The sequence below is a fragment of the Paenibacillus marchantiophytorum genome (genome assembly GCF_014640555.1).
GTDB lineage: Bacteria > Bacillota > Bacilli > Paenibacillales > NBRC-103111 > Paenibacillus_E > Paenibacillus_E marchantiophytorum.
This window is the reverse complement of record NZ_BMHE01000016.1, coordinates 120365-144641: the sequence shown is the minus strand read 5'-3', so window position 1 is coordinate 144641 and position 24277 is coordinate 120365. Positions and strand designations below refer to the sequence as shown.

The 24277-nt window shown below is 48.8% G+C and carries 16 protein-coding genes, 1 pseudogene and 1 riboswitch; of the genes and pseudogenes, 3 read left to right on the top strand and 14 right to left on the bottom strand.

Features of this window, described 5'->3' with window-relative positions; translation table 11 throughout:
- Window positions 1-242 precede the first annotated feature (242 nt).
- The 7 genes and pseudogenes from IEY34_RS17025 to IEY34_RS16995 all read right to left on the bottom strand — a co-directional run bounded on the left by IEY34_RS17025 (window position 243) and on the right by IEY34_RS16995 (window position 7479).
- Window positions 243-914 (bottom strand): GNAT family N-acetyltransferase, encoded by a 672-nt coding sequence (locus IEY34_RS17025; protein ID WP_189013287.1) that lies wholly within the window; start codon window positions 912-914, stop codon window positions 243-245.
- 41 nt (window positions 915-955) lie between these two features.
- Window positions 956-1633: a GNAT family N-acetyltransferase gene (locus IEY34_RS17020; protein ID WP_189013286.1), complete on the bottom strand. Its 678-nt coding sequence runs from the start codon at window positions 1631-1633 to the stop codon at window positions 956-958.
- Between the two features lie 34 nt (window positions 1634-1667).
- A pseudogene (locus IEY34_RS17015) lies at window positions 1668-2509 on the bottom strand (carbon-nitrogen hydrolase family protein).
- A gap of 63 nt (window positions 2510-2572) precedes the next feature.
- Window positions 2573-3562, bottom strand: coding sequence for an acrylyl-CoA reductase family protein (locus IEY34_RS17010; protein WP_189013284.1), 990 nt, complete (start codon window positions 3560-3562; stop codon window positions 2573-2575).
- A gap of 134 nt (window positions 3563-3696) precedes the next feature.
- The gene (locus tag IEY34_RS17005; protein WP_189013282.1) at window positions 3697-5274 is read right to left on the bottom strand and encodes a UDP-glucose--hexose-1-phosphate uridylyltransferase; all 1578 of its coding nucleotides are present in this window, start codon (window positions 5272-5274) and stop codon (window positions 3697-3699) included.
- 35 nt (window positions 5275-5309) lie between these two features.
- Window positions 5310-6296 carry a UDP-glucose 4-epimerase GalE gene (gene galE, locus IEY34_RS17000; protein WP_189013280.1) on the bottom strand — a complete coding sequence of 329 codons (987 nt, stop codon included), beginning with the start codon at window positions 6294-6296 and terminating at the stop codon, window positions 5310-5312.
- 1 nt (window position 6297) lies between these two features.
- Window positions 6298-7479 (bottom strand): galactokinase, encoded by a 1182-nt coding sequence (locus IEY34_RS16995; RefSeq protein WP_189013278.1) that lies wholly within the window; start codon window positions 7477-7479, stop codon window positions 6298-6300.
- A gap of 197 nt (window positions 7480-7676) precedes the next feature.
- On the opposite strand from IEY34_RS16995, the gene IEY34_RS16990 reads away from it, so the two are divergent.
- Window positions 7677-8534, top strand: a complete 858-nt coding sequence (locus tag IEY34_RS16990) for an AraC family transcriptional regulator (RefSeq protein WP_189013276.1) — start codon at window positions 7677-7679, stop codon at window positions 8532-8534.
- 796 nt (window positions 8535-9330) lie between these two features.
- Here the strand turns inward: IEY34_RS16990 and IEY34_RS16985 are convergent.
- Window positions 9331-11358 (bottom strand): methyl-accepting chemotaxis protein, encoded by a 2028-nt coding sequence (locus tag IEY34_RS16985; protein ID WP_189013274.1) that lies wholly within the window; start codon window positions 11356-11358, stop codon window positions 9331-9333.
- A gap of 1027 nt (window positions 11359-12385) precedes the next feature.
- On the opposite strand from IEY34_RS16985, the gene IEY34_RS16980 reads away from it, so the two are divergent.
- Complete coding sequence (locus tag IEY34_RS16980) at window positions 12386-15499, top strand: hybrid sensor histidine kinase/response regulator (protein ID WP_189013272.1); 3114 nt, start codon at window positions 12386-12388, stop codon at window positions 15497-15499.
- Between the two features lie 112 nt (window positions 15500-15611).
- Here IEY34_RS16980 and IEY34_RS16975 read toward each other — a convergent pair whose 3' ends face one another.
- The 6 genes from IEY34_RS16975 to ilvA form a co-directional block, all read right to left on the bottom strand.
- On the bottom strand, window positions 15612-16595 hold the full coding sequence (locus IEY34_RS16975) for an ABC transporter permease (RefSeq protein WP_189013270.1): 984 nt from the start codon (window positions 16593-16595) through the stop codon (window positions 15612-15614).
- Between the two features lies 1 nt (window position 16596).
- On the bottom strand, window positions 16597-17676 hold the full coding sequence (locus IEY34_RS16970) for an ABC transporter permease (protein WP_189013268.1): 1080 nt from the start codon (window positions 17674-17676) through the stop codon (window positions 16597-16599).
- Window positions 17669-19210, bottom strand: a complete 1542-nt coding sequence (locus tag IEY34_RS16965; protein WP_189013266.1) for an ABC transporter ATP-binding protein — start codon at window positions 19208-19210, stop codon at window positions 17669-17671. The genes IEY34_RS16970 and IEY34_RS16965 overlap by 8 nt, the downstream gene beginning before the upstream one ends.
- Window positions 19211-19346: 136 nt before the next feature.
- Entirely contained in the window at window positions 19347-20414 is a 1068-nt protein-coding gene (locus tag IEY34_RS16960; RefSeq protein WP_189013265.1) for a BMP family lipoprotein, read from the bottom strand.
- Between the two features lie 258 nt (window positions 20415-20672).
- A complete protein-coding gene (locus IEY34_RS16955; RefSeq protein WP_189013263.1) occupies window positions 20673-22211 on the bottom strand; it encodes a putative bifunctional diguanylate cyclase/phosphodiesterase in 1539 nt (512 codons plus the stop codon).
- Between the two features lie 82 nt (window positions 22212-22293).
- Window positions 22294-22382, bottom strand: a riboswitch (cyclic di-GMP riboswitch).
- Between the two features lie 63 nt (window positions 22383-22445).
- On the bottom strand, window positions 22446-23702 hold the full coding sequence (ilvA, locus tag IEY34_RS16950; RefSeq protein WP_189013261.1) for a threonine ammonia-lyase IlvA: 1257 nt from the start codon (window positions 23700-23702) through the stop codon (window positions 22446-22448).
- Between the two features lie 168 nt (window positions 23703-23870).
- On the opposite strand from ilvA, the gene IEY34_RS16945 reads away from it, so the two are divergent.
- Window positions 23871-24032 (top strand): hypothetical protein, encoded by a 162-nt coding sequence (locus IEY34_RS16945; protein WP_189013259.1) that lies wholly within the window; start codon window positions 23871-23873, stop codon window positions 24030-24032.
- The last annotated feature ends 245 nt before the right edge of the window (window positions 24033-24277 follow it).

Here is a 24277-nt window from a genome sequence, read left to right as displayed (position 1 = left end):
GGGGTTGGGGTTGGGGTTGGGGTTGGGGTTGGGTTGGGTTGGGTATGGGCTGGGGTTGGACTGGGTGTGGGTTGGGTGTGGGCTGGGGTTGGAGCTGGGTTGGGGTTGGGTATGGGCTGAGGAAGAGCTGGGTTGGGGTTGGGTATGGGCTGAGGAAGGGTTGGGTATGGGCTGGGGGGGGGGGCAGCCACAGAGCCGGCCCTCCAAGACCCACCTACCTTGCAGTAGAGCCGCGCCGCCTCTTAGAGCGGCAAAAGCGCCAAAGCCGTTCGCTGCTCCAAACCAGCGACCATGTCATGCCAGGCCTGCGGCTTGTTCGCCAGAACCGCATAGTAGCGCTTCAGGAACTCCACAACGATCGCGGCATCAAGTTCGGCAGCCTCGTCATCCGTCGGCAGGAAGCAGAGATCAAGCTCCTCTACGGCTTCGCCATTGTTCTCCCATGATGGGTGAACATAAGGGAAATCGATCCGCTTATACCCCAGATGCGACAGTACTTCACGTCGCACGTAAGGATCCATCGGCTTCACCCCGCCAAAAGCATGCCCCTCGATCCGATAAGGATCATAGATTTCGGCGAACATCCCAAGCATCGGCTTACCCGATTCCAAGGCCAACGCCGCCAGATCAGCCCAGCGTTTACGCGCCAGGAACCGCCCAATACCAAGCCCTGCTTGACCGATAATCGTGAAATCGGTCATCGCTACCTGGAAATCGTCATAGTAGCGATACTCTGTCGTACCCACCACTTTACCTTCATGCACCGCTACGAAGACACGGATGCCTGGGTCCTCCAACGGCTCTTTCCATAACGAATATTCGAGTACCTCTTCCGGAGGAAATACCTCCTTCATCAAATCATGCATCGCGCGAAATAAAGGATTATCAATACTTGTTATGCGGATGTACTCCATCTAATCTTGTCACTCCTCTCAGTTTGTCCAAAGCTTTTGCATCATGGCCGAAATGGATTCCGCCACTCCATCAGAAGCGCATAGTTCAGCGACTCCGCATCCTCCAAATAGTTCGGCACTACCTGCACCGGCGTCCTGCCGCATCGCAGCAAGAACGTAAGCACAGGGTCCTTCACATTCCCCTCCATCACTTCGTGGACATATGCGTCTGCGCTCCACTTATCGGCGTATCGCTGATATCCGGGCATCCGGCCACCGCCAAGCAGCCTGCTTAGACCCAGATGCACAACTACTTCATACATGGACTGCATCATCCACTTTCCGAGCCCAAGCTTGCGGTACGCAGGCCGTATGCAGATGTCTACAATGTAGAGGGTATCTCCGTCCGGTCGATGCGTACGAATGTAACCTTCATCCGTTATCGAAGACCAGCTATGGTCAATGGCATCGGCTTCCTCATAATTAACACGAAGACCTGTAAGGGATCCTACGACCTCGTCAGCCACTTCTACACAGAGCGCCCCTTCTGGAAACCGAGTGATATGCTCGGTCAGCTGTTCTTCATCCCACCAAAGCTCCGAAGGAAAGGGCGGAGGAAAACTTTCCTGCTGTACCCGAATGAGCGCGGCGAAGTCCTCCTGGCCGTATGTGCGAATGACAGCCTCAATCGGCTTGCCACCGTCGAAGACGAACATCTTTTTCATATAAAATGCTGCCATGCCGCTAAAGCACCTCCTCATTGCCCGCCCTTGTCTAGGACCAGTCCGTATACAAGTCCGTTCGGCGGTCACGCCATGTGGTGACAGAACCTTTTTCCCGCACGAGGGTCAAAAGGTCCAAATCCAGATCACCCGTAACGACCATGTCACCGTTGATCTCACCTTCAACCAAAATGCCTTTTGGCGGAAAAGGGACATCATTGGGCGTAAGTACCGCGGCCTGCCCGAAATTTCCTCGCATGAAATCAACTGTCGGCAAGGCCCCGACCGTCCCTGTCGTCACCACATAGATTTGATTCTCAATCGTTCTGGCATGGCACGTATAACGCACCCGATGAAAGCCATGGCGATCATACGTGCAAGACGGCACAAAGAGGACATCCACTCCGCGAGCCCTTGCCATCCGTACGATTTCGGGAAACTCCACATCATAACAGACCAACATGGCGATGCGCCCTTTAGCCGTATCAAAAACCTGGAGGGAATCTCCAGCCCCCATATGCCATTCCTTGACCTCAGTAGGGGTGATGTGCAGCTTTTTCTGCTCCCCAATTCGTCCGTCTGGATAAAATAAAAAGGCCGTATTATACAACTTGCCTTCCTCTGCAATAATATGAGTGCCACCAATCAAATGCATGCCCGTCTGCTGAGCCAGCCCTTGAAAAAGGCTGCGGTAAGCTTCCGTGTGGTAGGCAGAGCCTTTCCATTGTCGTCCCCGATGGACATCAGTTGCGTAGTAAACAACTCCGGAAATAGGACAAAATCCGCCTCAAACTCCTGCGCTATTTTAACATAATGCTCCACTTGCGCGGCGAACTCCTCCAAACTATGTATCGTGTGCAAATGGTACTGAACAGCCGAGACTCGCATCTTCAACGTCGACCTCTCCCCTTCAAGCACTTTTATCGCCTTCTCCAGCGATCCTGCAACCCTATAGTCCTACAACCGGACAAGCACTCTTCCTCTCACCTGCCCGTTCAAAACTTCACCGGCGGCCGCCTCGACTTCCTCCAGCGTCACTTCTTTATAAACAGTCCGTTCCAATAACGGTGGTTTCAACTCCGTCGCTATGCGCTCCCAAAGAGGCTTGCGAATCGCCATGGGACAGTACACCGAATCAATGCCTAATACGTTCACGCCTCTTAAAATAAAAGGGTACACCGACGCGCTGAACTCGCCGCCACCTGTCAAACCACTCAGCGCCACGGAGCCGCCGTATTGCATCCTGCTGAGCACATGCGCCAGTGAATCGCCCCCGACAGGATCAACAGCTCCAGCCCAATATTCCTTATTCAGCGGCTTCTGGACTTGCGGGGATAGTTCCTCACGGGAGATAACATGCTTCGCGCCAAGCTCCACTAAATACGCATGATCAGCGGATTTCCCCGTGCTCGCTTCCACTTCGTATCCCCGTCCTGCCAGCATGGACACGCTGTTGCTTCCCACACCGCCGGTGGCACCTCGCACCAGCACAGGCCCTTTGTCCTTGTTCAGCCCATTGTCCTCCAGCCGCTGAATTGAAAGCGCCGCGGTAAAGCCTGCCGTACCAAGAATCATCGCTTCCCGATGCGATAGTCCCGTAGGAAGCGGAACTACCCAATCAGCCGATACGCGCGCGAATGAGCTGAATCCGCCGTAATGCCCAGTGCCCAGTTCATAGCTGGTCACCAGCACGTCGTCGCCTTCCCGATAACGGCTGTCTGACGAAGCAACCACAGTACCCGCCAAATCGATCCCAGGCACCATCGGATAAGTTCTTACGACACGTCCAGATGGACTGCAGGCCAGCGCATCTTTATAGTTCATACTCGTATATTTAACACGAATCGTTACTTCTCCTGCAGGCAGATCCTCCAATGTCAGCTCTTTTACCTCAACAGCAAATTGACCATCTGCGCGCTCAACAACTAATGCCTTGAAGCTCTCCATCCACTTTGCCTCCTCAGTCGCAACGAATCCTGGTCCCGATCACCACTTTCTCAGTTTACTAAAATGAAGCCTTAGTTTCAAAGCATAGCGTGCACAAAAACTCCCCAGTCACCATGACCAGGGAGTTGAACTATCTATGGCTGCACAAAGCCTGCAGCGGTCAAAAACCGTTCAAAAGCCGCTTGCCCGGCTTCATCACGCTTGAAGACGCCTGCGTCCAGCAGCACGTCCATGAACTTGCTGCCGACTTCCGCCTGCAGCAGCGCATTGGCTTCGTCCTGCGTCAGCGAAGCGCCCTGCTTCGCGAGCAGCGACGCGATCCACTCCGCATGCTTGTGCAGCGGATGCGCGGCTTCGGCTTGGATCTCGCGGCCGAATTCGGCTTCGCCGGTGAGGATCTTCGCGATATCCGCGAGTTCCTCCTGCAGGCGGCCTGGCAATACGGCCAGCCCCATGACCTCAATCAAGCCGATGTTCTCCTTCTTGATGTGGTGCAAGTGCTGATGCGGATGGAAGATGCCATCCGGATGCTCTTCACTGGTGCGGTTGTTCCGCAGCACCAGGTCAAGCTCGTACTCGCCGCGCGCATTGTTGCGGGCGATCGGCGTAATCGTGTTATGCGGGGTCCGCTGTCCGTCCTTCTCGCTGAAGGCGAGGACGTCCGCTTCCGCATCACTGTAGGCGCGCCAGTCTTCGAGCAGCTTGCTGGCCAGCTTGTACAACTGCTGCTTGTTATGGCCGCTCAAGCGAAGAACCGACATCGGCCATTTCACGATGGCCGCTTTCACGCCTGCAAAGTTCGCATGTGAGAATACTTTCTCACTTGGCGCTATTTCCATCGGGAATTGGTGGCGACCGCCTTGGAAATGATCGTGGTTCAGAATCGAGCCGCCCACAATCGGCAGATCCGCATTGGACCCGATGAAATAGTGCGGGAACTGCTCAATGAAATCCAGCAAACGGTAAAACGTATTCGCCGTCGTTTTCATCGGAATGTGCTTCTCATGGAAAATAATGCTGTGCTCGTTGTAATACACATATGGCGAGTATTGGAAGTACCACTTCTCACCGTCCAGCTCGAGTGGAATGACGCGCAGGTTTTGCCTAGCCGGGTGATTCACACGGCCGGCATAGCCTAAATTGTCCACACACAGGAGACATAAGGGGTAGCTGCTTTGCGGCAGCGTTTTGAGAAGAGCAATTTCCTTGGGATCTTTCTCCGGTTTGGAAAGGTTAATCGTGATCTCAAGATGGCCATAAGGTGTTTCGGCTAACCAATAGGCATTCTTCTGGATACGGTCCATTCGAATGTAGTTGGAATCAATCGATTGCTTGTAGAAATAATTCGTGGCCGCTTCAACACTAGTCGATTTCGCCGTATTCCAGAATTGATGAACAACCTCGGAAGGACGGGGCATTAAGAGCCCCATAATGCGTGCATCCAACAAATCACGGTAAGTCGTCGTATTCTCTTCTAGAAGGCCGATTTCATAGGCAGCATCCAAAAGCTCCTCCAAAACGGCAACTGGACTCGCCAACTTCACATCCGGCACCTCCCCTTGAAAGGGCTCAGCAAGTCCGAATAGATCGAGTAAAGCATTCCGTGACGTGTACACATCAAGGTGCTCAACCAGCCCATTTTGCTTGGCGAACTGCAGGAGCCTTTCGATCGTTAATGCTGTATGCTGCGACGCTTTCAATGCGTGTTCCATGTACCACTTTCCTTTCTGCCTAACAGATCTATACCCTACTTTTCGTAGCCGTTCGGGTTGTTTTGATGCCAGTTCCACGCGCTTTCGATGATGGCTTCCAAGGAATCACGTGTCGGTTTCCAGCCAAGATCGGTTCTTGCCCGAACTGAAGAAGCGATCAATGTAGCGGGATCACCGCCTCTACGCGGTTCCATCACGGCAGGAATCGCATGCCCTGTTACTTTGCGGGCAATATCGATTACTTCTTTGACCGAGAAGCCTGTGCCGCTCCCCAGGTTATAAATATTGCTGTCCGCTCCGCCACGCAGCTTCTCAACAGCAAGTACGTGTGCGCTAGCCAAATCGCTAACATGTACATAGTCCCTTACACAAGTGCCGTCAGCTGTCGCATAGTCTTCTCCGAAGATGGAGATATGCGTTCTTTGACCAAGCGCCACTTGCAAAATAATCGGGATCAAATGCGACTCTGGACTATGATCTTCCCCGATTTTACCGCCAGCATGCGCGCCCGCTGCATTAAAATAACGCAGGGATACATATTTGATGCCATGTGCCGTATCGAACCATTTCATCATTTTTTCCATAGCCAGCTTCGTTTCGCCATACGTATTCGTCGGCAATGTACGATCGCTCTCCAGGATCGGGATATTTTCAGGATCCCCGTAGGTGGCGGCTGTCGAGGAGAAAACGATTCTTTTCACGTCGTATTGTGTCATTTTCTCAAGCAAGCAAAGCGTTCCGTACACATTATTGTGATAGTATTTCGCCGGATTCGCCATGCTTTCGCCAACTAGGGAGTTAGCCGCAAAGTGGATAATAGCGTCAATGCTATTTTCCGTAAAAACCGTATCTAGAAATTCTCCATCGCGCAAATCCCCAACGTAAAGCTTGCCGCCCAGCACAGCATTGCGGTGCCCTTGCTGCAAGTTATCCACGATCACGACTTCTTCGCCTTTGGCCAGCAGTTCTGCTACCGCATGAGATCCAATATATCCAGCTCCACCTGTTACCAAAATAGCCATCTTATAACGCCTCCCCGATTTGCTCAACACCATTGCCGATATCACAAACGTAGAAACTTGGTGTGAGACCTGTTTTGTCTGTATATTCTTTGCCTACTTGATCGATAAATGTTTGAACACTGTCTTCATGAACCAAGGAAACCGTGCATCCGCCGAAGCCTGCCCCGGTCATACGTGCGCCTAGCACACCAGGAACTTTGAGCGCTGCAGCGACCATAGTATCCAGTTCCACGCCTGTTACTTCATAGAGGTCACGCAGGGAGTCATGAGAACCAATCATCAGCTTGCCAAAAGCTTCAAGGTCACTGGCTTCCAGCACTTCGATTGATTTAAGAACACGGTCGATTTCTTCTACAACATGCTGCGCTCTGCGACGAACCGTTTCGTCTGGAATCAGGTGCTTGAACTCGTTGAACTGCGCCAAGTTCAGTTGACCTAGCAATGTAATAGCTGGGAACTGCTTCTGCAAGTAAGTCACAGCCTGCTCGCACTGGCTTCTTCTCTCGTTGTAAGCAGAATCTACGAGCCCTCTGCGTTTGTTCGTATTTCCGATGACCAGTTTGTAGCTGCCGCTTTGGAAAGGCACATGGCGATATTCCAGCGTGTCGCACATGAGCAGGATCGCGTTATCCTTCTTACCGTTTGCTACAGCGAATTGGTCCATGATGCCACAGTTCACACCAACGAATTGGTTTTCCGTTTTTTGTGCGAGAAGGGCAATTTTTACGGTGTCGATCGGATAATTTTCAAGTGTCAGCAAGCCGAAAGCTGTAACCACTTCAATAGAAGCGGAGGAGGAAAGTCCAGCTCCATTCGGGATTTCACCGTGGAATAGAAGGTCGTACCCCTGTGTCACCGGGAAGCCTTCTTTAGCCAAGTGCACGAAAATACCTTTCGGATAGTTGATCCAGTCGTCCGCTTCTTGGTAACTCAAGTCATCTATGGAAATTTGTTTGCGAAGTGCCAAATTGGTTGAAGCAAACCCGATAACACGATCTTGTCTCGGACGAATGATCAGAGTAGTTCCGAATGTTAACGCTGCTGGAAAAACATAGCCGCCATTATAATCCGTATGCTCACCAATCAAATTTACACGCCCTGGAGCATGAAAAGCTGAAATTGCCGTCGCTGATGTCCCATAAATCTCAATAAACGTGTCTTTTAAAGCCTGCAAATCTGCCATTTTGGCACCGCCTTTAGTAGGTTTAGAATCAATAGGAGAAGTAACTTTGTAACTTCAGTATACGAGAAGAAGCTGAGATTGGCTATGGAGGCATGTTATTTTCACATGGAAAAATGTGATCTTAGGATTTCGTGACTCCTTCCTTTTATGGTAATCTATAGTTAGATGATTTCCATCGATCGGAGAGGATATCCGCTATGTCCAAGCCTGAAAGTTATTATGTCGTTTCGAATCCGCTCCCTGCCGAGGAAAAGAGGCTCACCGTGCTGTTCGCCGGAGAGAGTCAGACGAAGCCGGAGCACCGTTTGGGCCCCAAGGTATATGACTACTATTTGATTCATTACGTCATTTCGGGGAAAGGCGTGTTCTCCTCCCAAGGCGAAGAGTACGCACTCGGAGCTGGCGATAGCTTCATCATCGAGCCTGAGCAGTTGATCAGCTACGTCTCCGACGAGTCCGATCCCTGGCATTATTGTTGGATTGCTTTCACAGGGGAGCAAGCGGCTCCAAGTGTATCTGCAACGGGATTAAACCCTTTACTGCCCATCATCCATACTACGCGGAATCGGCATATTCCCGTCCTGTTTCGGCACATTCAACAAGCCTTGAAAGCCAAGAAAACCAATGCGCAGCTGAAATCAGTCGGATATCTTCATCTATTATTAGGTGAATATTGCGAAGCTCTAGCCTCCTCTACGGCTGCCGGTCCAATAACAGAAGCAGAGAGCGACCGGATCGTGCAGCAAGCGATTCATTACTTATCCACGCAATATGCTGAACCTATCACCATTGAGCTGATGGCCGAGAGTTTGGGCTATAATCGGGCCTACCTTTCGCGCATGTTCAAGCGCCATACCAAAGTAACACCTGTCACCTTTCTCCTCAAGCTGCGAGTAGATAAAGCAAAACTGCTGTTGCGTGAACGGCTGGAGCTTACCATTGAGCAAATTGCCTCCTCCGTTGGCTTCTATGATCCGCTCTACTTCTCTAAGCAATTCCGCCGGTGGTACGGCGTCTCGCCCACTGAGTATCGGAATCAGATGAAGTCTTTATGAATGGTTAGGGGTTACATTCTTTCCATCTTTGCAGTCAATCCTCCCGTAAATTAAGAAAAGCGGCTTTGCCGCTCTATGAGATGAGCGTCTTCATAGCTGTTTTCAGCAATCTAGCAGATACTAGTTCCCTTTGGGCTTTGCAATGGCAGAGAGCGTCGCGTGAAAAGGAACTATGATCCGCTAAATGGCGGGAAATGGGGTAAACGTAGCATGAAAGGGAACTGAGATCCTCTATTTAAGCGGAAACTGCTGATTCCAACGGGGAAATGGTGAAATAGCGGATCGTAGTTCCCCCTGGTGTGGAATATGGCGGTTTTCAGAATGATAGCGTACTGTAGTTCCCTCAAACTCGCGATCATGACACATTCTGCTAGTATCGTGGCTTGACGTTCCCTTATTTCCGCGCGATTGCAAAGCTAGAGGATCTCACTCTGAAAATCTAATGAATGCCAGATGCTCTATTTCAAGCAAATGATCACCAATCGGCCAATATAGTGGCGGGTAGCGCCAACTCCGTTCATTAAATCTCCAAAGTAGCCATTTTCCGGTCTATACGCATCATACAGTTCATTAGATGCCCTTTGGGACCGAAGACCTCCAAAGCAAAGAAGACTGCGGTGGACGCCAATAAATAAGAGGTAAGCTTCGCTCGTCTCAAACATATAAACAATATTAAATAAGGCCAACCGGACATCCGGTTGACCTTTCTTCTATTGCCTTGCTATTGGCAGTTCCTTTGCCAGCTCCTAAGGAGTTCCCTGGGGCAGATCCCTAAGGCAGATCGGTGTCCTACGCTCTAACGCGTTTTAAACCTAGCCAGCGATTCTTGCAGTTCTTGTGCCATGGTACTTAAATCCTCCGCTGAAGCAGAAATTTCCTCCATTGACGAGAGTTGTTTCTTCGACCCTTCTGAAATGCCTTGTCCATGATCATGAGAAGCTTTCGTCATGTGGACAATTTCGTTCATAGATGCTGTGACCTCTTGTGTGCCAGCTGACATTTCCTCCGAAGCCGCCGATACCTCCTGAATTTGATTAGAAATCTCTTGGAACGCCACGATAATGCGATTAAAGACCTGACCTGCGGTATCAATCAACTCGGAACCTTTCCCTACGTCCATAACACCTTTGTTCATCGCTTGTACAGCTCTTATCGTTGAAGTCTGCACCTCCCGGATCAACGTTGAAATATGAGCTGCTGAAGTAGCAGACTGTTCGGCCAGCTTCTTCACCTCGTTAGCTACTACCGCAAACCCGCGCCCTTGCTCGCCCGCTCTCGCCGCTTCGATCGAAGCATTAAGTGAAAGCAGCTGAGTTTGGTTGGTGATTTCACTTATTACCGATACAATTTCTCCGATTCTATGAGAGTACTGCTCCAGATCTCTCATATCTTCTGCCGATTTCCCAACCGATTCATGAATGAACTTCATCTGTTGGACTGCCTGATTAATGGCATCACGTCCTTGCTGTACTTCTTGCAGGGAAGTTTGCGATGCTTCCGTCACAACAGATGAGGACTCGGCAATACGCTGCACACCAACGGCCATTTCCCCCATCGCAATGGACGTTTGCTCAGCTCCCTGCAATTGCCCTTTACTCGCGTTGAATACTTCGTGTATGGATTCCGCAATACGATTGGAGATGCCTACTGATTCGGCAGCTACAGCCGTTAGTTCCTCCGACGAAGCCCCTAACTGCTCAGCCGTATAGCTGGCTTTGCCAACGATATCTGCGAAGGAATCCAGCATCTGATTCATATTGTCGCCAAGCTCTCCAAGTTCATCACTACGCTTGATGGCAAGACGCTCCGTTAAGTCTCCCTGTGCCATCTTCTTTACAGCTTTGGTAATGGCAAGAATCGGTTTTGTTATGGTTGTGGAGACCATCAAGGAGATAGCCGCTACAAGAATAGCCGCAATTACCGCCATCCATATGGATACTTTATTGGCAGTTTTTACTGAACCATACACTTCAGAATCAACCACATCCGTAACCAACCGCCAGCCTGTTGACGGAATCGTTTCAAAGCTGATCTCTTTGACAACCCCATCCTCGCCCTTAAATTCAAACCTGCCGCGCGCTTGTTTCAAGACAGTCTCTTTATATTTGGCTGCTTCCGTTGGAGTAAACACACTCTCTATAGTCTTCCCCATCTTATTAGCGTCTGGATGAGTTAAGAAGGCTCCAGATGGTGACATTAGGTACCCATAGCCAGACTCTCCAATCTGTATCGTTTTTGTATAAACCGTAAGGTTATCCGTGGAGATTGGGCTGGAAACGCCTCCAATATAATTTTGCTTATCATCCAACAGCGGGACAAATAAAACCACAATATGATTTCCCGTTGATTTACTAACTAGCAGGTCGGTACTAACTGGTTTTTTCGTTTGCTTCGCTTGCTTGACATAGTCACGGTCAGCTACAGAAATTTTTTGACCCGTTGACGTCAACGCCATATCATCTTTGTTGATATAAATATACTGTTCAACGTCCTTGTTGGCTTGTTCAAATTTTTTGAGCGTCTTAACAATTTCCTGCTCATTCCCGCTCTTGATCTCGTCGAACTTGAGTATCTCATTTAAAATCGACATTTGACGTTGGATTGAAAAGTCTATCGCTGTTACATTTGTTTTAAGGACACTCTCTTCCTTGGAATGAACTTCTTCTGTGACGACATTATTCAAATAATAAGATGAAAAGATCGTACTAAACAGCATAGGAACCAGCGCGATAAAAAGAAGCATGACTGTCATCCTAGCCTTAAACGACTTCAGTGATATAATTCTTGTCCACCCTCTTGCATTAGCTGGTTTCTGTAAACTCATTATCACTTCTCCCCTTCACTAATAAATTCAAACATATAACCTATTCCTAGTAATTTCGACAAATTCCTGCAAAATACGACATTAGTGAAAAAATGCTCGCAAAATTTGGCGTTAACGCTGAAGGAAACGCGTGCCGGACGCGCTTCCCTAGTAGTTAAGGCTGTATTTCAGCGTTAACTCGGCCACTTCAGCCAGCTTCGCCCCTGTAACGCTGTGAAACAGCCTTAACTTTCGGGAAAACGCGTGCCGGACGCGCTTTCCGAGTAGTTAAGGCTGTATTTCAGCGTTACTGCGCCCACTGCGGACGGCTTCGCCCCTGTAACGCTGTGAAACAGCCTTAACTTTCGGGGAAACGCGTGCCGGACGCGCTTTCCGAGTAGTTAAGGCTGTATTTCAGCGTTAACTCAGCCACTTCGGACGGCTTCGCCCCTGTAACGCTGTGAAACAGCCTTAACTTTCGGGGAAACGCTCGCCGGACGCGCTTTCCGAGCAGTTAAGGCTGCATTTCAGCGTTAACTCAGCCACTTCGGACGGCTTCGCCCCTGTAACGCTGTGAAACAGCCTTAACTTTCGGGAAAACGCGTGCCGGACGCGCTTTCCGAGTAGTTAAGGCTGTATTTCAGCGTTAACTCGGCCACTTCGGACGGCTTCGCCCCTGTAACGCTGTGAAACAGCCTTAACTTTCGGGGAAACGCGCGCCGGATTCGCTTTCCGAGTAGTTAAGGCTGTATTTCAGCGTTAACTCAGCCACTTCGGACGGCTTCGCCCCTGTAACGCTGTGAAACAGCCTTAACTTTCGGGGAAACGCGTGCCGGACGCGCTTCCCTAGTAGTTAAGGCTGTATTTCAGCGTTACTGCGCCCACTGCGGACGGCTTCGCTCCTGTAACGCTGCGAAACAGCCTTAACTTTCACGGAAACGCGCGCGCGCTGCGATTTCCGAGTAGTTAAGGCTGCATTTCAGCGTTAACACCGCTCCCTCGCCCTTCTTCGCTCCAGTAACGCTGCGAAGAAGGGAAACCACAATTTTTGTCGAAATATAAATTCACTATGACAAAAAGAAAAATATGGCTCATCTCTATCGCCTTTCTCCTGATCCTGACAGGCTTGCGGCTTATGTGGTTTTCCGCACACAAAACACCTGTCTATCCGCAAGCGGTTCAAGGCGTTCTGGACTTACGCAATGAAACTCTGTCGGATCGAGATACGATCCCCTTAGACGGTGAGTGGGAATTTATCCCGAATATCCTTGCAGAGCCTGCTGCTGATCTGCCTCATGCTCAAGACAGTTCTTCCTATGTTCAAGTTCCATCCAAACGCCCCATGATCCTACTTGATGATAAAAAGATATCCTACACATATGGTACGTACCGTCTACGCATCCTGATACATACTACCAAGCAGCAGTCGCTGGGTATTCGCATTTCTGATATACAAACCGCCTCTGAGCTGTTCGTGAATGGCCAATCTCTCAATCGCTCTGGAAATCCTTCTGATGATCCCAATCAGTTTATTGCCCGCAACGTCCCTTATTTCGGAACTTTCATAACGGACCGCAATGAAATTGACGTCCTCATTCACGTTTCTAATAGCAGTTTCATCGGAAAAGGCGGCATCGTTGGTCCTATCAAATTCGGAACCGAACAGGCCATCACCTACAAAAAGTACTATTCCATGGGACTACAGCTTGTTGTCTGTGTAGTGCTTATCTTGCATGCCTTTTATGCCGGCTTGTTGGTTTGGATGGGAAAACCGCGCCGCGCGTTGACTTACTTCTTCCTTTTAATCTTGTCTACGATAATTACTGTACTCGTCGATGACGATCGCCTATTATTGGTAGCCATACCTTTTGATTTTGGCGACTCGCTGAAAATCCAGTTTATTTCGTACACAGGAGCCGCAGCATTCCTGCTGCTGTTCGCGAAGCATATGTTTCCGGAATACGGGCGAAACCGTGTATTTAACTGGTTCGTCTATACGAGCAGCCTTTTCTCGCTATTCGTCTTGTTTGCACCTACGAAGTACACAGTGATGGGGGGATTTCCCTTTCTAATGCTGCTTCTCTTGCCGAATTTATTGATTCCGGCCTTCATGCTCCATGCCGCTCTGAAGAAAGTTCCGGATGCTGTCTTTCTGCTGCTGGGCGCAATCAGTATTATGAACACAACGGTATGGGGCATTATCAAAAATGTAGACAGTTTAGAAATGACCTATTATCCGTTTGATCTGATATTCGCTTTCTTGGGATTTGCTGCGTATTGGTTCAAAGCCTTCTATCGAAATGCGGCAGAAACCAAAGTGTTAGCCCAGAAACTTAGTCGAGCCGACAAACTAAAAGACGATTTCTTAGCTAATACGTCTCATGAACTGAGGAATCCGCTGCACGGGATTATGAATATGGCTCAAGCGGTCTTGGATAGTCAACGCGAGGTTCTGAATGAGGCGAATACGAGGAATATGGAGCTGCTGTTGCGCGTAGGCAAGCGGATGTCCTTCCTGTTAAATGATTTACTTGATTTAAATATCATCGCTATGAATGCGAGCCATTTGTACAAAACCAACCTTCAGCTGCGGGCAGTAGCTGCGGGCGTTATCGATACGCTTAGATTTATGACAGAGGGGAAGCCGCTTCGTCTAATTCTACAGCTTCCGCCTGATTTACCACCCGTTCTGGCAGACGAGAACCGACTGATTCAGATCTTATTCAATCTCATCCATAATGCGATTAAATTTACACATGAAGGCGATATAACGCTCAAAGCTTATGCGGACAAGGACCATGTGCACATCAGCATCTCGGATACAGGGATCGGGATTGATCCTGCGGCTCAGCGTCATATTTTCGAAAGGTATGAGCAAGCAGACCCCCTTACGGCATCTGCCGGAGGCGGGTTGGGCTTAGGTTTGAGCATCTCCAGCAAACTGGTGGAATTACACGGCGGCACGCTGACTGTTAGTTCATCTCCTGGCGAAGGTTCCATCTTCTCCTTTACACTGCCTGTTTATAGACAAGACAGCCACTCGCTAGACATGCCGATCGAACAGGCGCAATCAATAACGGATTCGCCTCTCTATCCGGTACAGCATGTCCAAGCTCCTGCAGCAGCTGCTGTAGAAGCAATAGCTTCCGCAGAAGGTAGACAGCGTATTTTGGCGGTAGATGATGATAGCTTGAATTTAACTATTATTTTATCCATTCTCGCGTCGGAATCCTATGAAGTTGTCCCCGTAATGAGCGCCAAAGAAGCGCTAGTCCTGCTTGATTCCGAGCAATGGGACCTGGTTATTACAGATGTCATGATGCCAAACATGTCTGGCTACGAATTATCCCGTCGCATTCGAGAGCGATTCGCGCTATCCGAGCTGCCTATTCTTCTGCTAACGGCACGCAGCCGACCTGAGGATTTATATGCTGGCTTTCAATCAGGGGCCAACGATTATGTAACGAAACCTATGGATGCCGTTGAATTCCGTTCCAGAGTCCGAGCCCTGACTAATCTGAAAAAGGTTGTCAGCGAACAACTCCGTGTAGAAGCGGCATGGCTGCATGCCCAGATTAAGCCTCATTTTCTGTTCAATTCCCTCAATGCGATTGCAGCACTTGGCGATATCGATGTGGAGCGGATGAAGCAATTACTGGATGAATTCAGCACGTATTTGAGATCCCATTTCGACATTGGAAACTTGGATAGAGTCATTCCTTTGGAAAATGAGCTGCAGCTTGTCCGCTCTTATTTGGCCATCGAGCAAGAACGTTTCGCTGAGCGATTGGAAGTCATCTGGGCCATTGACGCGCCTATTCACATCTGGGTACCTCCATTATCCATTCAAACCTTGGTGGAGAATGCCTTGAACCATGGGATCCTCCAAAGGGCTAGGGGCGGAACCCTGATGATCCGTGTCGAGCAAACCGAGGATAGTCTGACCGTCGCGATCATCGATAATGGTGTGGGCATAGAGACCAAAAAACTGCAAAAGCTGCTCGATCCGCACCCCGGAAGAAGAGGCATCGGCCTGTATAACACGCACAGTCGTCTGAAGCAGCTCTACGGCACAGGACTTCATATCCAAAGCACAGTTAGCCAAGGCACGACAGTTTCGTTTACTATACCGCTTCCCGCACTATCGCTGGCTGCTGAATGATGCTTGAACAAAAGTATCAAACAAGCAGCACTGGATGCCAAAAAAAGAGGCTGCTCTCTAGGTTTGTAACCTTTTGAGTCAGCCTCTTTTTCATTCCCGTTGCAATTTCTTGTTATCTTTTACCTGGATCGTAAGGCTCACCAAGAGCAGACGGGGCTTTGGCCCGGCCTACAGCGCCCGCCAAGACCAGAATCGTCAAGACATAAGGCAGCATGTACAGGAATTCCTGCGGGATATTCTTGGAGAAATCAAACAACCGCATGAAGTTGTTAAGTGCTTGCGCCATACCGAAGAATACTGCGGCTCCGAGCGCGCCGACTGGATGCCACTTGCCGAAGATCATGGCCGCCATGGCAATAAAGCCTTGCCCCGAGATCGTATTATGCGAGAAGGTGCTTGTCGTAGTTAACGTGATGGTTGCCCCGCCAAGACCGCCGAGCAAACCGCTGATCAGTACTGCGATATAACGAATTCGCTTCACTTTGATCCCGACGGTATCCGCGGCGCTTGGATGCTCGCCAACCGAGCGCAGGCGCAGACCGAACGGGGTTTTGAACAAGATATAGTAGGTTAACCCTACTAGAATTAAGGCGATATACGTCGTTGGATACGCATTGAACAATGCAGGACCAATGTATGGTATTTTGGACAGAAGCGGAACTTCCCACTTGGAGAACACATCGTTCAGCGTTTCGGTTTGACCCGCGCCATTGAACAATACTTTGACCAGGTACAACGTTACGCCAGCAGCCAAGAAGTTGATAACGACACCGCTGATCACTTGGTTAGCTTTAAATGTAATCGTAGCGACCGCATGAATGAGCGCAAAAATCAGCGCAAACAGCATGGCTGTCAGCAAACCAATCCATGGCGACCAAATCCCCATGTTGGCTTCTTCCGCATAGTAGGCTCCCACCGCTGAAGCGAAAGCTCCTGAAACCATAAGGCCTTCGATCCCAATATTGACAACCCCTGAACGTTCCGAGAAGATCCCACCCAAGGCTCCGAAAATGAGTGCGGTCGAGTAGACGAGCGTTGTGTTGATAAGTTCACTAAATTTCGAGAAAAACGCGTTAAGCATCGTGAGCAGGTCCATATTACGAAGCCCTCTCTTTCTTGCGTTTGCTATAGAACGGAATCAGTACCCATTTCACAATCCCTTGTGTGGCTACGAAGAAAATGACCGAACCGATGACGATCCGGATAATTTCCGGCGGCACATCGGCACCAAAGCTCATCCCCGCCGAGCCATAGGACAATCCGCCGAATAAGGCTGCTCCTAGAACAATCCCAATCGGATTGTTGGCCCCTAATAAGGATACCGCAATACCATCAAAGCCATACCCCGGCGAGCCGGCTGCAATGACTTGATAGTGGAACACGCCGAGAACCTCGAATACGCCGCCTAAACCGGCAAAAATACCGGAAATAAACATCGCTTTAATAATGTTGCGTTTCACGTTCATGCCCGCATACTTCGCCGCATCCATATTATGGCCAACAGCTCGAAGCTCATAACCTTGCTTCGTCTTCCAGAGGATAATATAGAATGCTACGGCTGCGAGTATCGCAATCACAGTCCCCCAGTGCATTCTCGCATGATTCATAAGATCCGACAACCCGACAAGACTTAGCGACGCGGAATCTTGAATCATATAAGAGCGCTGCTGCTTTGGCTCCAACAGAAACTGGTTGATAATGTAATTGGATAGAAACAACGCAATCCAGTTCAACATGATCGTTGTAATTACTTCATTAACGCCGCGTTTGGCCTTCAAATAGCCCGCGATGGCTCCCCACAGTCCGCCGACTAAAGCACCGACGATTACCGCTAATGGCGCGTGGATAATCCACGGAAGCCCATGTATTTTCACGCCGATAAAGGTAGCCCCTGTCATCCCCATGATGAATTGGCCTTCTGCACCAATATTAAATAAGCCTGTCCGGAAGGCAAATGCCACGGATAACCCAGTTAAAATCAAGGGTGTAATCGCGCGAATCGATTCGCCAATATCATACGAATTACCGAAGATTCGTGAAAATAACGCGCTGTACGCAGCAATCGGATTATAGCCGCCTACCAGCATTACGAGTGCTCCGAATATTAGCCCCAGTATAATCGCCACGATTGGATTCACCGCTGATTCACTTGTCAAAATGCGAGCAACTTTATTCATGAGCAGCCCCTTTCTCTGTGCGCTTGCTGCCAGCCATGAGCAACCCGATTTCTTGGTCGTTCGTCTCTTGCGGCAGCACTTCTCCCACAATTTGTCCTTCGTAGATAACGGCAATCCGGTCGGAGACATTCATAATTTCATCCAGCTCAAAAGAGATCAGCAGCACGGCTTTGCCTTTATTCCGCTGCTCGATCAACTGCTGATGCACGAACTCAATCGCCCCCACATCCAAGCCCCGCGTCGGCTGAGCGGCAATCAGCAGATTGGGATTCTTGTGTATTTCCCGAGCAATAATCGCCTTCTGTTGGTTGCCTCCCGACAAGGAGCGCGCTTTATTATAAATACTCGGCGTTCTGACGTCGAATTGCTTAATCAACGCTTCCGCATGGCGATCAATCGCCTCATAATTCAGGAAGCCCGCCTTATTATAGGCTGGGTGGAAATACGTTTCCAAGACCATATTTTCGCTCATGCTAAAATCAAGAACGAGTCCATGCTTATGACGATCCTCCGGAATATGCGATAAACCAGCTTCAGAAATTTGTCTTGGCGTATGGTTGGTGATATCGCTGCCAAGCAGCAGAACATGTCCGCTATCGACAGCCCGCAGACCTGTGAGTGCTTCAATCAATTCGCTTTGACCGTTGCCGTCGACGCCAGCAATACCGAGAATCTCTCCGGCTTTCACCTCGAAATTAATCCCCTTGAGAGCAGGCAGCCCCTGCTGATTGCGTGAAACTAAATCCTGCACTTGAAGCACAGGTTGTCCAAGCTTCACATCCGCTTTATTCACCTTGAAGGTAACATCGCGCCCGACCATCTTCTCAGCGAGAATTTGCGGATTGGCATTTGCGCACACCAAGGAGTCAATCACCTTGCCCCGACGAATAATCGTCACGGTATCCGCAATCTCCATAATTTCTTTGAGCTTATGTGTAATGAGAATGATGGACTTGCCCTCTGTGACCAGATTGCGCATGATAACCATCAATTCACTGATTTCTTGCGGCGTTAGTACAGCTGTTGGTTCATCGAAAATGAGAATATCGGCACCGCGATACAGCGTTTTCAATATTTCGACGCGCTGCTGCATACCGACAGAAATATCTTCAATTCTCGCTTTAGGATCAACACGCAATCCATATTGCTCAGATAACTTGCGAACTTTATCTTGCGCAGTCTTATAGTCAATATTCGACCCTTTTTTAGGCTCCATGCCCAAAATAATGTTTTCTGTTACCGTAAAAGGCTGTACCAGCTTGAAATGCTGATGCACCATACCGATTCCAAGCTCGATCGCCCGATTCGGACTGTCAATAAACACTTCTTGGCCTTGCACTTTAATAAAGCCTTCGTCCGGCTGATACAGACCGAACAATATATTCATCAGCGTGGACTTCCCCGCGCCGTTCTCGCCAAGGAGAGCATGAATCTCACCTTTTTGGAGTTTTAAGCTAATGGCGTCATTCGCCACAATACCCGGAAATCGCTTCGTAATGTTGCTTAATTCAACGACAGGCACTACTTCACTCATGAGATCACCCTAAGGATCAATTTTGTATTTCCTTAAAACTAAAGAACAAGGCTAGTTAAGATAACCAGCCTTGTTTGAACAAAAGTACATCTATCGTTCGTTACCACGACGCTATGAATATCTGTGCAGCTAGCTATTAAGGTTTCTCAGGAACTTTGATTTCGCCACTGATGATTTTCGCTTTGTACTCGTCTACTTTTTTCAAGATATCAGCAGAAACGTTTTTCTTGGATGTTTCAGGAAGGCCTACGCCATCATCTTTCAGACCCAATACAACGACTTTACCGCCTTGGAATTTGTTGTCGATTACGTCTTTGGACACACGAGTTACCGCGTTATCTACACGTTTCAACATCGAAGTCAATGTCACTTCGTCACCGAATTCAAGGGATTGGTCTTTATCTACGCCGATAACCCATACTTTTTTACCGTTTTTAGAACGGTCTTTGGCTTCGTTGAATACACCGTTACCTGTTGAACCAGACGCGTGGAAAATGATATCAGCGCCGTCGTTGTAGATCGTTGCCGCTGCTGCTTTACCAAGGTCAGGCTTATCGAAAGCGCCTGTGTAGTTGATTTTCACTGTTGCTTTCGGGTTAACAGCTTTAACGCCAGCAACGAAACCAGCTTCAAAACGTTTGATAACCGGGATGTCCACGCCGCCAACGAAACCGATTTTGTTCGTTTTTGTTGTAAGACCTGCAACCACACCTACCAAGTAAGATCCCTCTTGCTCAGAGAAAGTAACGGATTCTACGTTAGGAGCTTCTACCACATTATCGATGATCGCTAATTTCGCGTTCGGGTTTTGAGTAGCTACGACTTTAAGTGCATCGCCCATCAAGAAGCCAATCCCCCAAGTCAGGTTGTAGCCGTCTTTCACGAATTGGTTTAAGTTAGGCGTGTAATCAGCATCGCTTTTACTTTCCAAGTTCTTTACGTTAGCGCTGGTTTGCTTTTTCAACTGCTGCAAACCTTCCCATGCGCTTTGGTTAAATGATTTATCGTTGACGCCGCCAATATCTGTAACCATTCCGATTTTGAAATCTTTACCGCTGTTGTTGCTTGGTGCTGCGGATGCTGCTGCACTAGCAGCCGGAGTTGCGGATCCTGCGGGTTTCGTTTCTTCTTTTTTGGCACAACCAGATAGAGCCAACGCAGAGACAGTTACGGCCATAAGCGCTGTGGAAAGTACTTTTTTCATCAATGTTACCCCCAAAAAATAAATTTTTAATTTCTACCTTGGACCCCATAGGTTAGGTTGACCAGAACTAGTTAAATTATGTAAGACTGGCTATATTCGAGTGTATCATGTTGAAAGCAGACTGGAAAGCAGATCACCCTTGAATACGCATAATTCGTGATGTCAAACAAGTTGACATGTCCTTTTTTGTAGCCAGCCACAACTTAGGCTCCAAGCCCCAATTATTTATTATACTACCGCCGGTCAATAAAATCTAGATCAGCCCATTTTAAATTTATCGGTCAAAAGGCTCAGAAATTGGTCGGGATTCAGCGGATTGCTGAACAGCTCTCCTTGAACCTCCGTACATTGCAAGAACCTCAGGTATTCCAGTTGTTCCTTGGTTTCTACACCTTTGGCAATCAAATTAAGTCCCAAACGGTGAGCCATGCGAATAATAGCTGCTGCCAACAATTGATTCTCATCGTCATCGACCAAATCCCGCACCAACGCGCTGTCGAGTTTCACGCTATCCAGCGGCATTCCCTCCAGTCCGCTCCTCGTGAACAGACCTGTGCACAAATCATCCATAGCAATGCGCACGCCGATTTTCTTCAGTAGAATCAGCCTTTCACTAGCTTCTTGCACATTAGATGAAGTAATACTTTCGGTCAAATCCAACTCGATCAGATCAGGTTCAATGTCCGTTTCTTTCAAAACAACAGCAATCTCTTCGATGAATTGGTCATCTCTAAACTGCGAGGCCGTAATCGCGATTGTCATCCGCAAGGAGGGGAAACCGCGCTCCCGCCATACGCGCAGTTGTTGACACGCTGTGCGAACAGCCCATTTGCCTATCGGTACCATGAAGCCCATTTCCTCAGCAGCCTTTGGACAACCTCCATAAGTCGCAGCCCCACTGTCTGCCTTACTCCAATGAAGACTCGCTTCCATTCCAATTAATTGTTGATTCGTAATCGCATATTGCGGCTGATAAAGCAGTTCGAATTGCTCATGCTCCAAAGCCTGCCTAAGCTCCGACTCCAGATGAGCCTTGCTCTTCACCATGGCATCAATCTCCGATGCGTAGAACTGGAATTGATTGCTTCCTCGCTTCTTGGCCTTGTACATCGCTTCATCCGCATGCTCGAGCAACTGCTCCGCCACAGTTCCATCTAAGGGGTATAAAGCAATCCCCATGCTGGCCGTAATCGAAACCGGCTTTCCTCCAAGGATGAAAGGCTCTTCCAGAGCTGATTGAATACGGGCAGCCACGAACCTCACATCCTCCGGTTTCGCAAAGGATTCCAAGAGAATGGCGAATTCATCTCCCCCCTGCCGGAATACCGTATCCGATCCCCGCAAGCAGCCCAGCAGGCGCTCAGCGGCAAGTCGAATGAGACGATCGCCATAGGCATGGCCTAACGAATCATTCACTTCCTTGAACCTGTCCATATCCAGGAACATAACAGCAGTCAGCTGTTCATTGCGCTTCGCATGCAGAAGAGCCCGCTCCAATCGATCATCGAATAATCGACGATTAGGCAGTCCGGTCAACGTATCATGGTAAGCCAAAAAAGCCAATTGCTCACTCTTCTCATCCTGTGAGCGACGCTTCAAGCGAAGATGACGAAGGCAAAGAGCAATCATGAAGCCGGTTACAAATTGAATCAACACGCTAAGGAGAACATAAGCCCCTGGGGAGAAAAATGCGGTTACAAGCACGTTGGCCGCCAACAATAGGAAGCCGAGCACGCCAACATACACGACTGCTTTTGCTCTCACATGCTGTTTCCACTTATCCAGATAGACTTTCACGCGATTCCTCCGTTCTCATATGAAAAAAGGCTATTCCAAATTGGAATAGCCGTAGGTGTACCTGTTAGGTAAACTTCAACCTGTCGGTAGTTCAGCCATCCTCGCTGCATCTGCAACCTTAGACCTGTAACTTTGCGTCCTTACCTTTCGATAAGTTTGCCTTTATCATCCGTATAAGTAATAAATGGGACTAAATAACTATATCATATCCCATTTGCCTTTGGCTAATTTTACTTAGATCAGCAAGTTAAATAACTTAGGATCTTTATTTATCTCAATATAGCCGTAATCTTTGCTGGAGAGACGTTCAATCAAACCGTCATAATCGTCCTTATTTTTAAGCTCAATACCGACTAAGGCAGGTGCATCATCCCGATTGTTCTTCTTCGTATATTCGAAACGGGTAATATCATCGGTCGGTCCTAGGACTTCCTCCAGAAATTCACGCAAGGCGCCTGCGCGCTGCGGGAAATTCAGTATAAAGTAGTGCTTCAAGCCCTCGTAGATCAATGATCTTTCCTTAATTTGCTGCATGCGATCAATATCATTATTGCCTCCGCTTATGATGCAGACGACATTCTTGCCGCGGATTTGATCCCTGTAAGCATCCAGAGCTGCAACAGGCAGCGCTCCCGCCGGCTCAATTACAATCGCATTGTTATTGTACAGCTCCAGAATGGTCGTACACTCCTTGCCGGAAGGGATAATCACGATATCCTCGAGCTTGTCTTTGCAAATCTCAAACGTTAATTGGCCGACCTGCTTGACTGCCGCGCCATCCACAAATTTCTCTATCGTGGACAGTGTCACGACCTTCCCTTGCTGCAGCGATTCCGTCATGCTAGCCGCACCCTCCGGCTCTACACCGATAATTCGCGTCCGCGGGGACACACTGTCCACATAAGTGGCTACGCCCGCTACAAGACCGCCTCCGCCAATCGTTGCGAAGATATAGTCCGGCGTATCGGACATTTGATTCATAATCTCCAAGCCTACCGTGCCTTGTCCGGCAATCGTACGCACATCATCGAACGGATGAATAAACACTTTATTCTCTTGTTCGCAGTAAGCCTTGGCTTGTGTGGAAGAATCGTCGAACGAATCCCCTGTCAGAATGACTTCAACAAAGGAACCGCCGAATAGCTTAACCTGAGAAATCTTCTGTCTTGGCGTTGTCGTCGGCATGAAGATCTTGCCCTGGATGCCAAGCTGCTTACAGGAATACGCCACGCCTTGCGCGTGATTGCCTGCGCTCGCACACACAACCCCGGCCTCGCGTTCCTCCGCTGTTAAGCTTTGAATCACGTTGTACGCTCCGCGAATTTTGAAAGAGCGAACCATCTGCATATCTTCACGTTTGAGATAAACGTTGCATTCATACAAGTTGGAGAGCAGCTCATTGCGTTGCAAAGGCGATGGTTCAATCACCTTGCTGAGCACATGATTGGCCCTAATAATATCTTCCAAACCTACTTTTCCGGAAACAACCATTCTCTTCTACTCCCTTTCTCACCAGTTCATTAAATAAAGTTTTAAAGTATATTGTAGCATATCTGCTACCATCTGTAAGAACTTTATCCAAGAGATCCAGCAGTCCATGTTTCACGTTCACTTGGGCGGGGTACTAATGAACAAGAAACCTTCAAAGGAGTGATTCCAATGTCAACTCAACCACGGAATATTGATATCGAGGAACGCCATGTGGAGAAAAAATCAGATTCCAGCCTAGTCGCCTCTACCTTCATCAAATATGCCGCCTATATCGTCATTATTTTCGGCGTTCTATACTTCTTAGTGAACTATGTATTCCCGATGTTCTAGACGCGGAGAAATGAGCTAAGCAGCTTGCGCATGCTTAGCTCATTTTTTTGGCGTCCGCTGCAGTTTGGTGCTGAGCACCGCAGGGCCCTCGCACAAACAATCCGGCACACTAATGAACTGTAGGATGCTTATAGTCGAGAAAATCGCTACTTTGGCGATCTAATGAACTGAATTGGCGTTATCGAGCATTTTATGGGCGGAATGGTGGCCTTTTACATGGAATAACGCATCAGGAATTCATTAGA

What these genes read in the sequence shown, in the direction of transcription:
- IEY34_RS16985 (WP_189013274.1), bottom strand. Translation starts at nt 11,358, where the DNA reads ATGAGTTTACAGAAACCAGCTAATGCAAGAGGGTGGACAAGAATTATA.
- IEY34_RS16960 (WP_189013265.1), bottom strand. Translation starts at nt 20,414, where the DNA reads ATGAAAAAAGTACTTTCCACAGCGCTTATGGCCGTAACTGTCTCTGCG.
- IEY34_RS17020 (WP_189013286.1), bottom strand. Translation starts at nt 1,633, where the DNA reads ATGGCAGCATTTTATATGAAAAAGATGTTCGTCTTCGACGGTGGCAAG.
- IEY34_RS16965 (WP_189013266.1), bottom strand. Translation starts at nt 19,210, where the DNA reads ATGAGTGAAGTAGTGCCTGTCGTTGAATTAAGCAACATTACGAAGCGA.
- ilvA (WP_189013261.1), bottom strand. Translation starts at nt 23,702, where the DNA reads ATGGTTGTTTCCGGAAAAGTAGGTTTGGAAGATATTATTAGGGCCAAT.
- IEY34_RS17005 (WP_189013282.1), bottom strand. Translation starts at nt 5,274, where the DNA reads ATGGAACACGCATTGAAAGCGTCGCAGCATACAGCATTAACGATCGAA.
- IEY34_RS16975 (WP_189013270.1), bottom strand. Translation starts at nt 16,595, where the DNA reads ATGGACCTGCTCACGATGCTTAACGCGTTTTTCTCGAAATTTAGTGAA.
- IEY34_RS16970 (WP_189013268.1), bottom strand. Translation starts at nt 17,676, where the DNA reads ATGAATAAAGTTGCTCGCATTTTGACAAGTGAATCAGCGGTGAATCCA.
- IEY34_RS17010 (WP_189013284.1), bottom strand. Translation starts at nt 3,562, where the DNA reads ATGGAGAGCTTCAAGGCATTAGTTGTTGAGCGCGCAGATGGTCAATTT.
- IEY34_RS16945 (WP_189013259.1), top strand. Translation starts at nt 23,871, where the DNA reads ATGTCAACTCAACCACGGAATATTGATATCGAGGAACGCCATGTGGAG.
- IEY34_RS17025 (WP_189013287.1), bottom strand. Translation starts at nt 914, where the DNA reads ATGGAGTACATCCGCATAACAAGTATTGATAATCCTTTATTTCGCGCG.
- IEY34_RS16990 (WP_189013276.1), top strand. Translation starts at nt 7,677, where the DNA reads ATGTCCAAGCCTGAAAGTTATTATGTCGTTTCGAATCCGCTCCCTGCC.
- IEY34_RS16995 (WP_189013278.1), bottom strand. Translation starts at nt 7,479, where the DNA reads ATGGCAGATTTGCAGGCTTTAAAAGACACGTTTATTGAGATTTATGGG.
- galE (WP_189013280.1), bottom strand. Translation starts at nt 6,296, where the DNA reads ATGGCTATTTTGGTAACAGGTGGAGCTGGATATATTGGATCTCATGCG.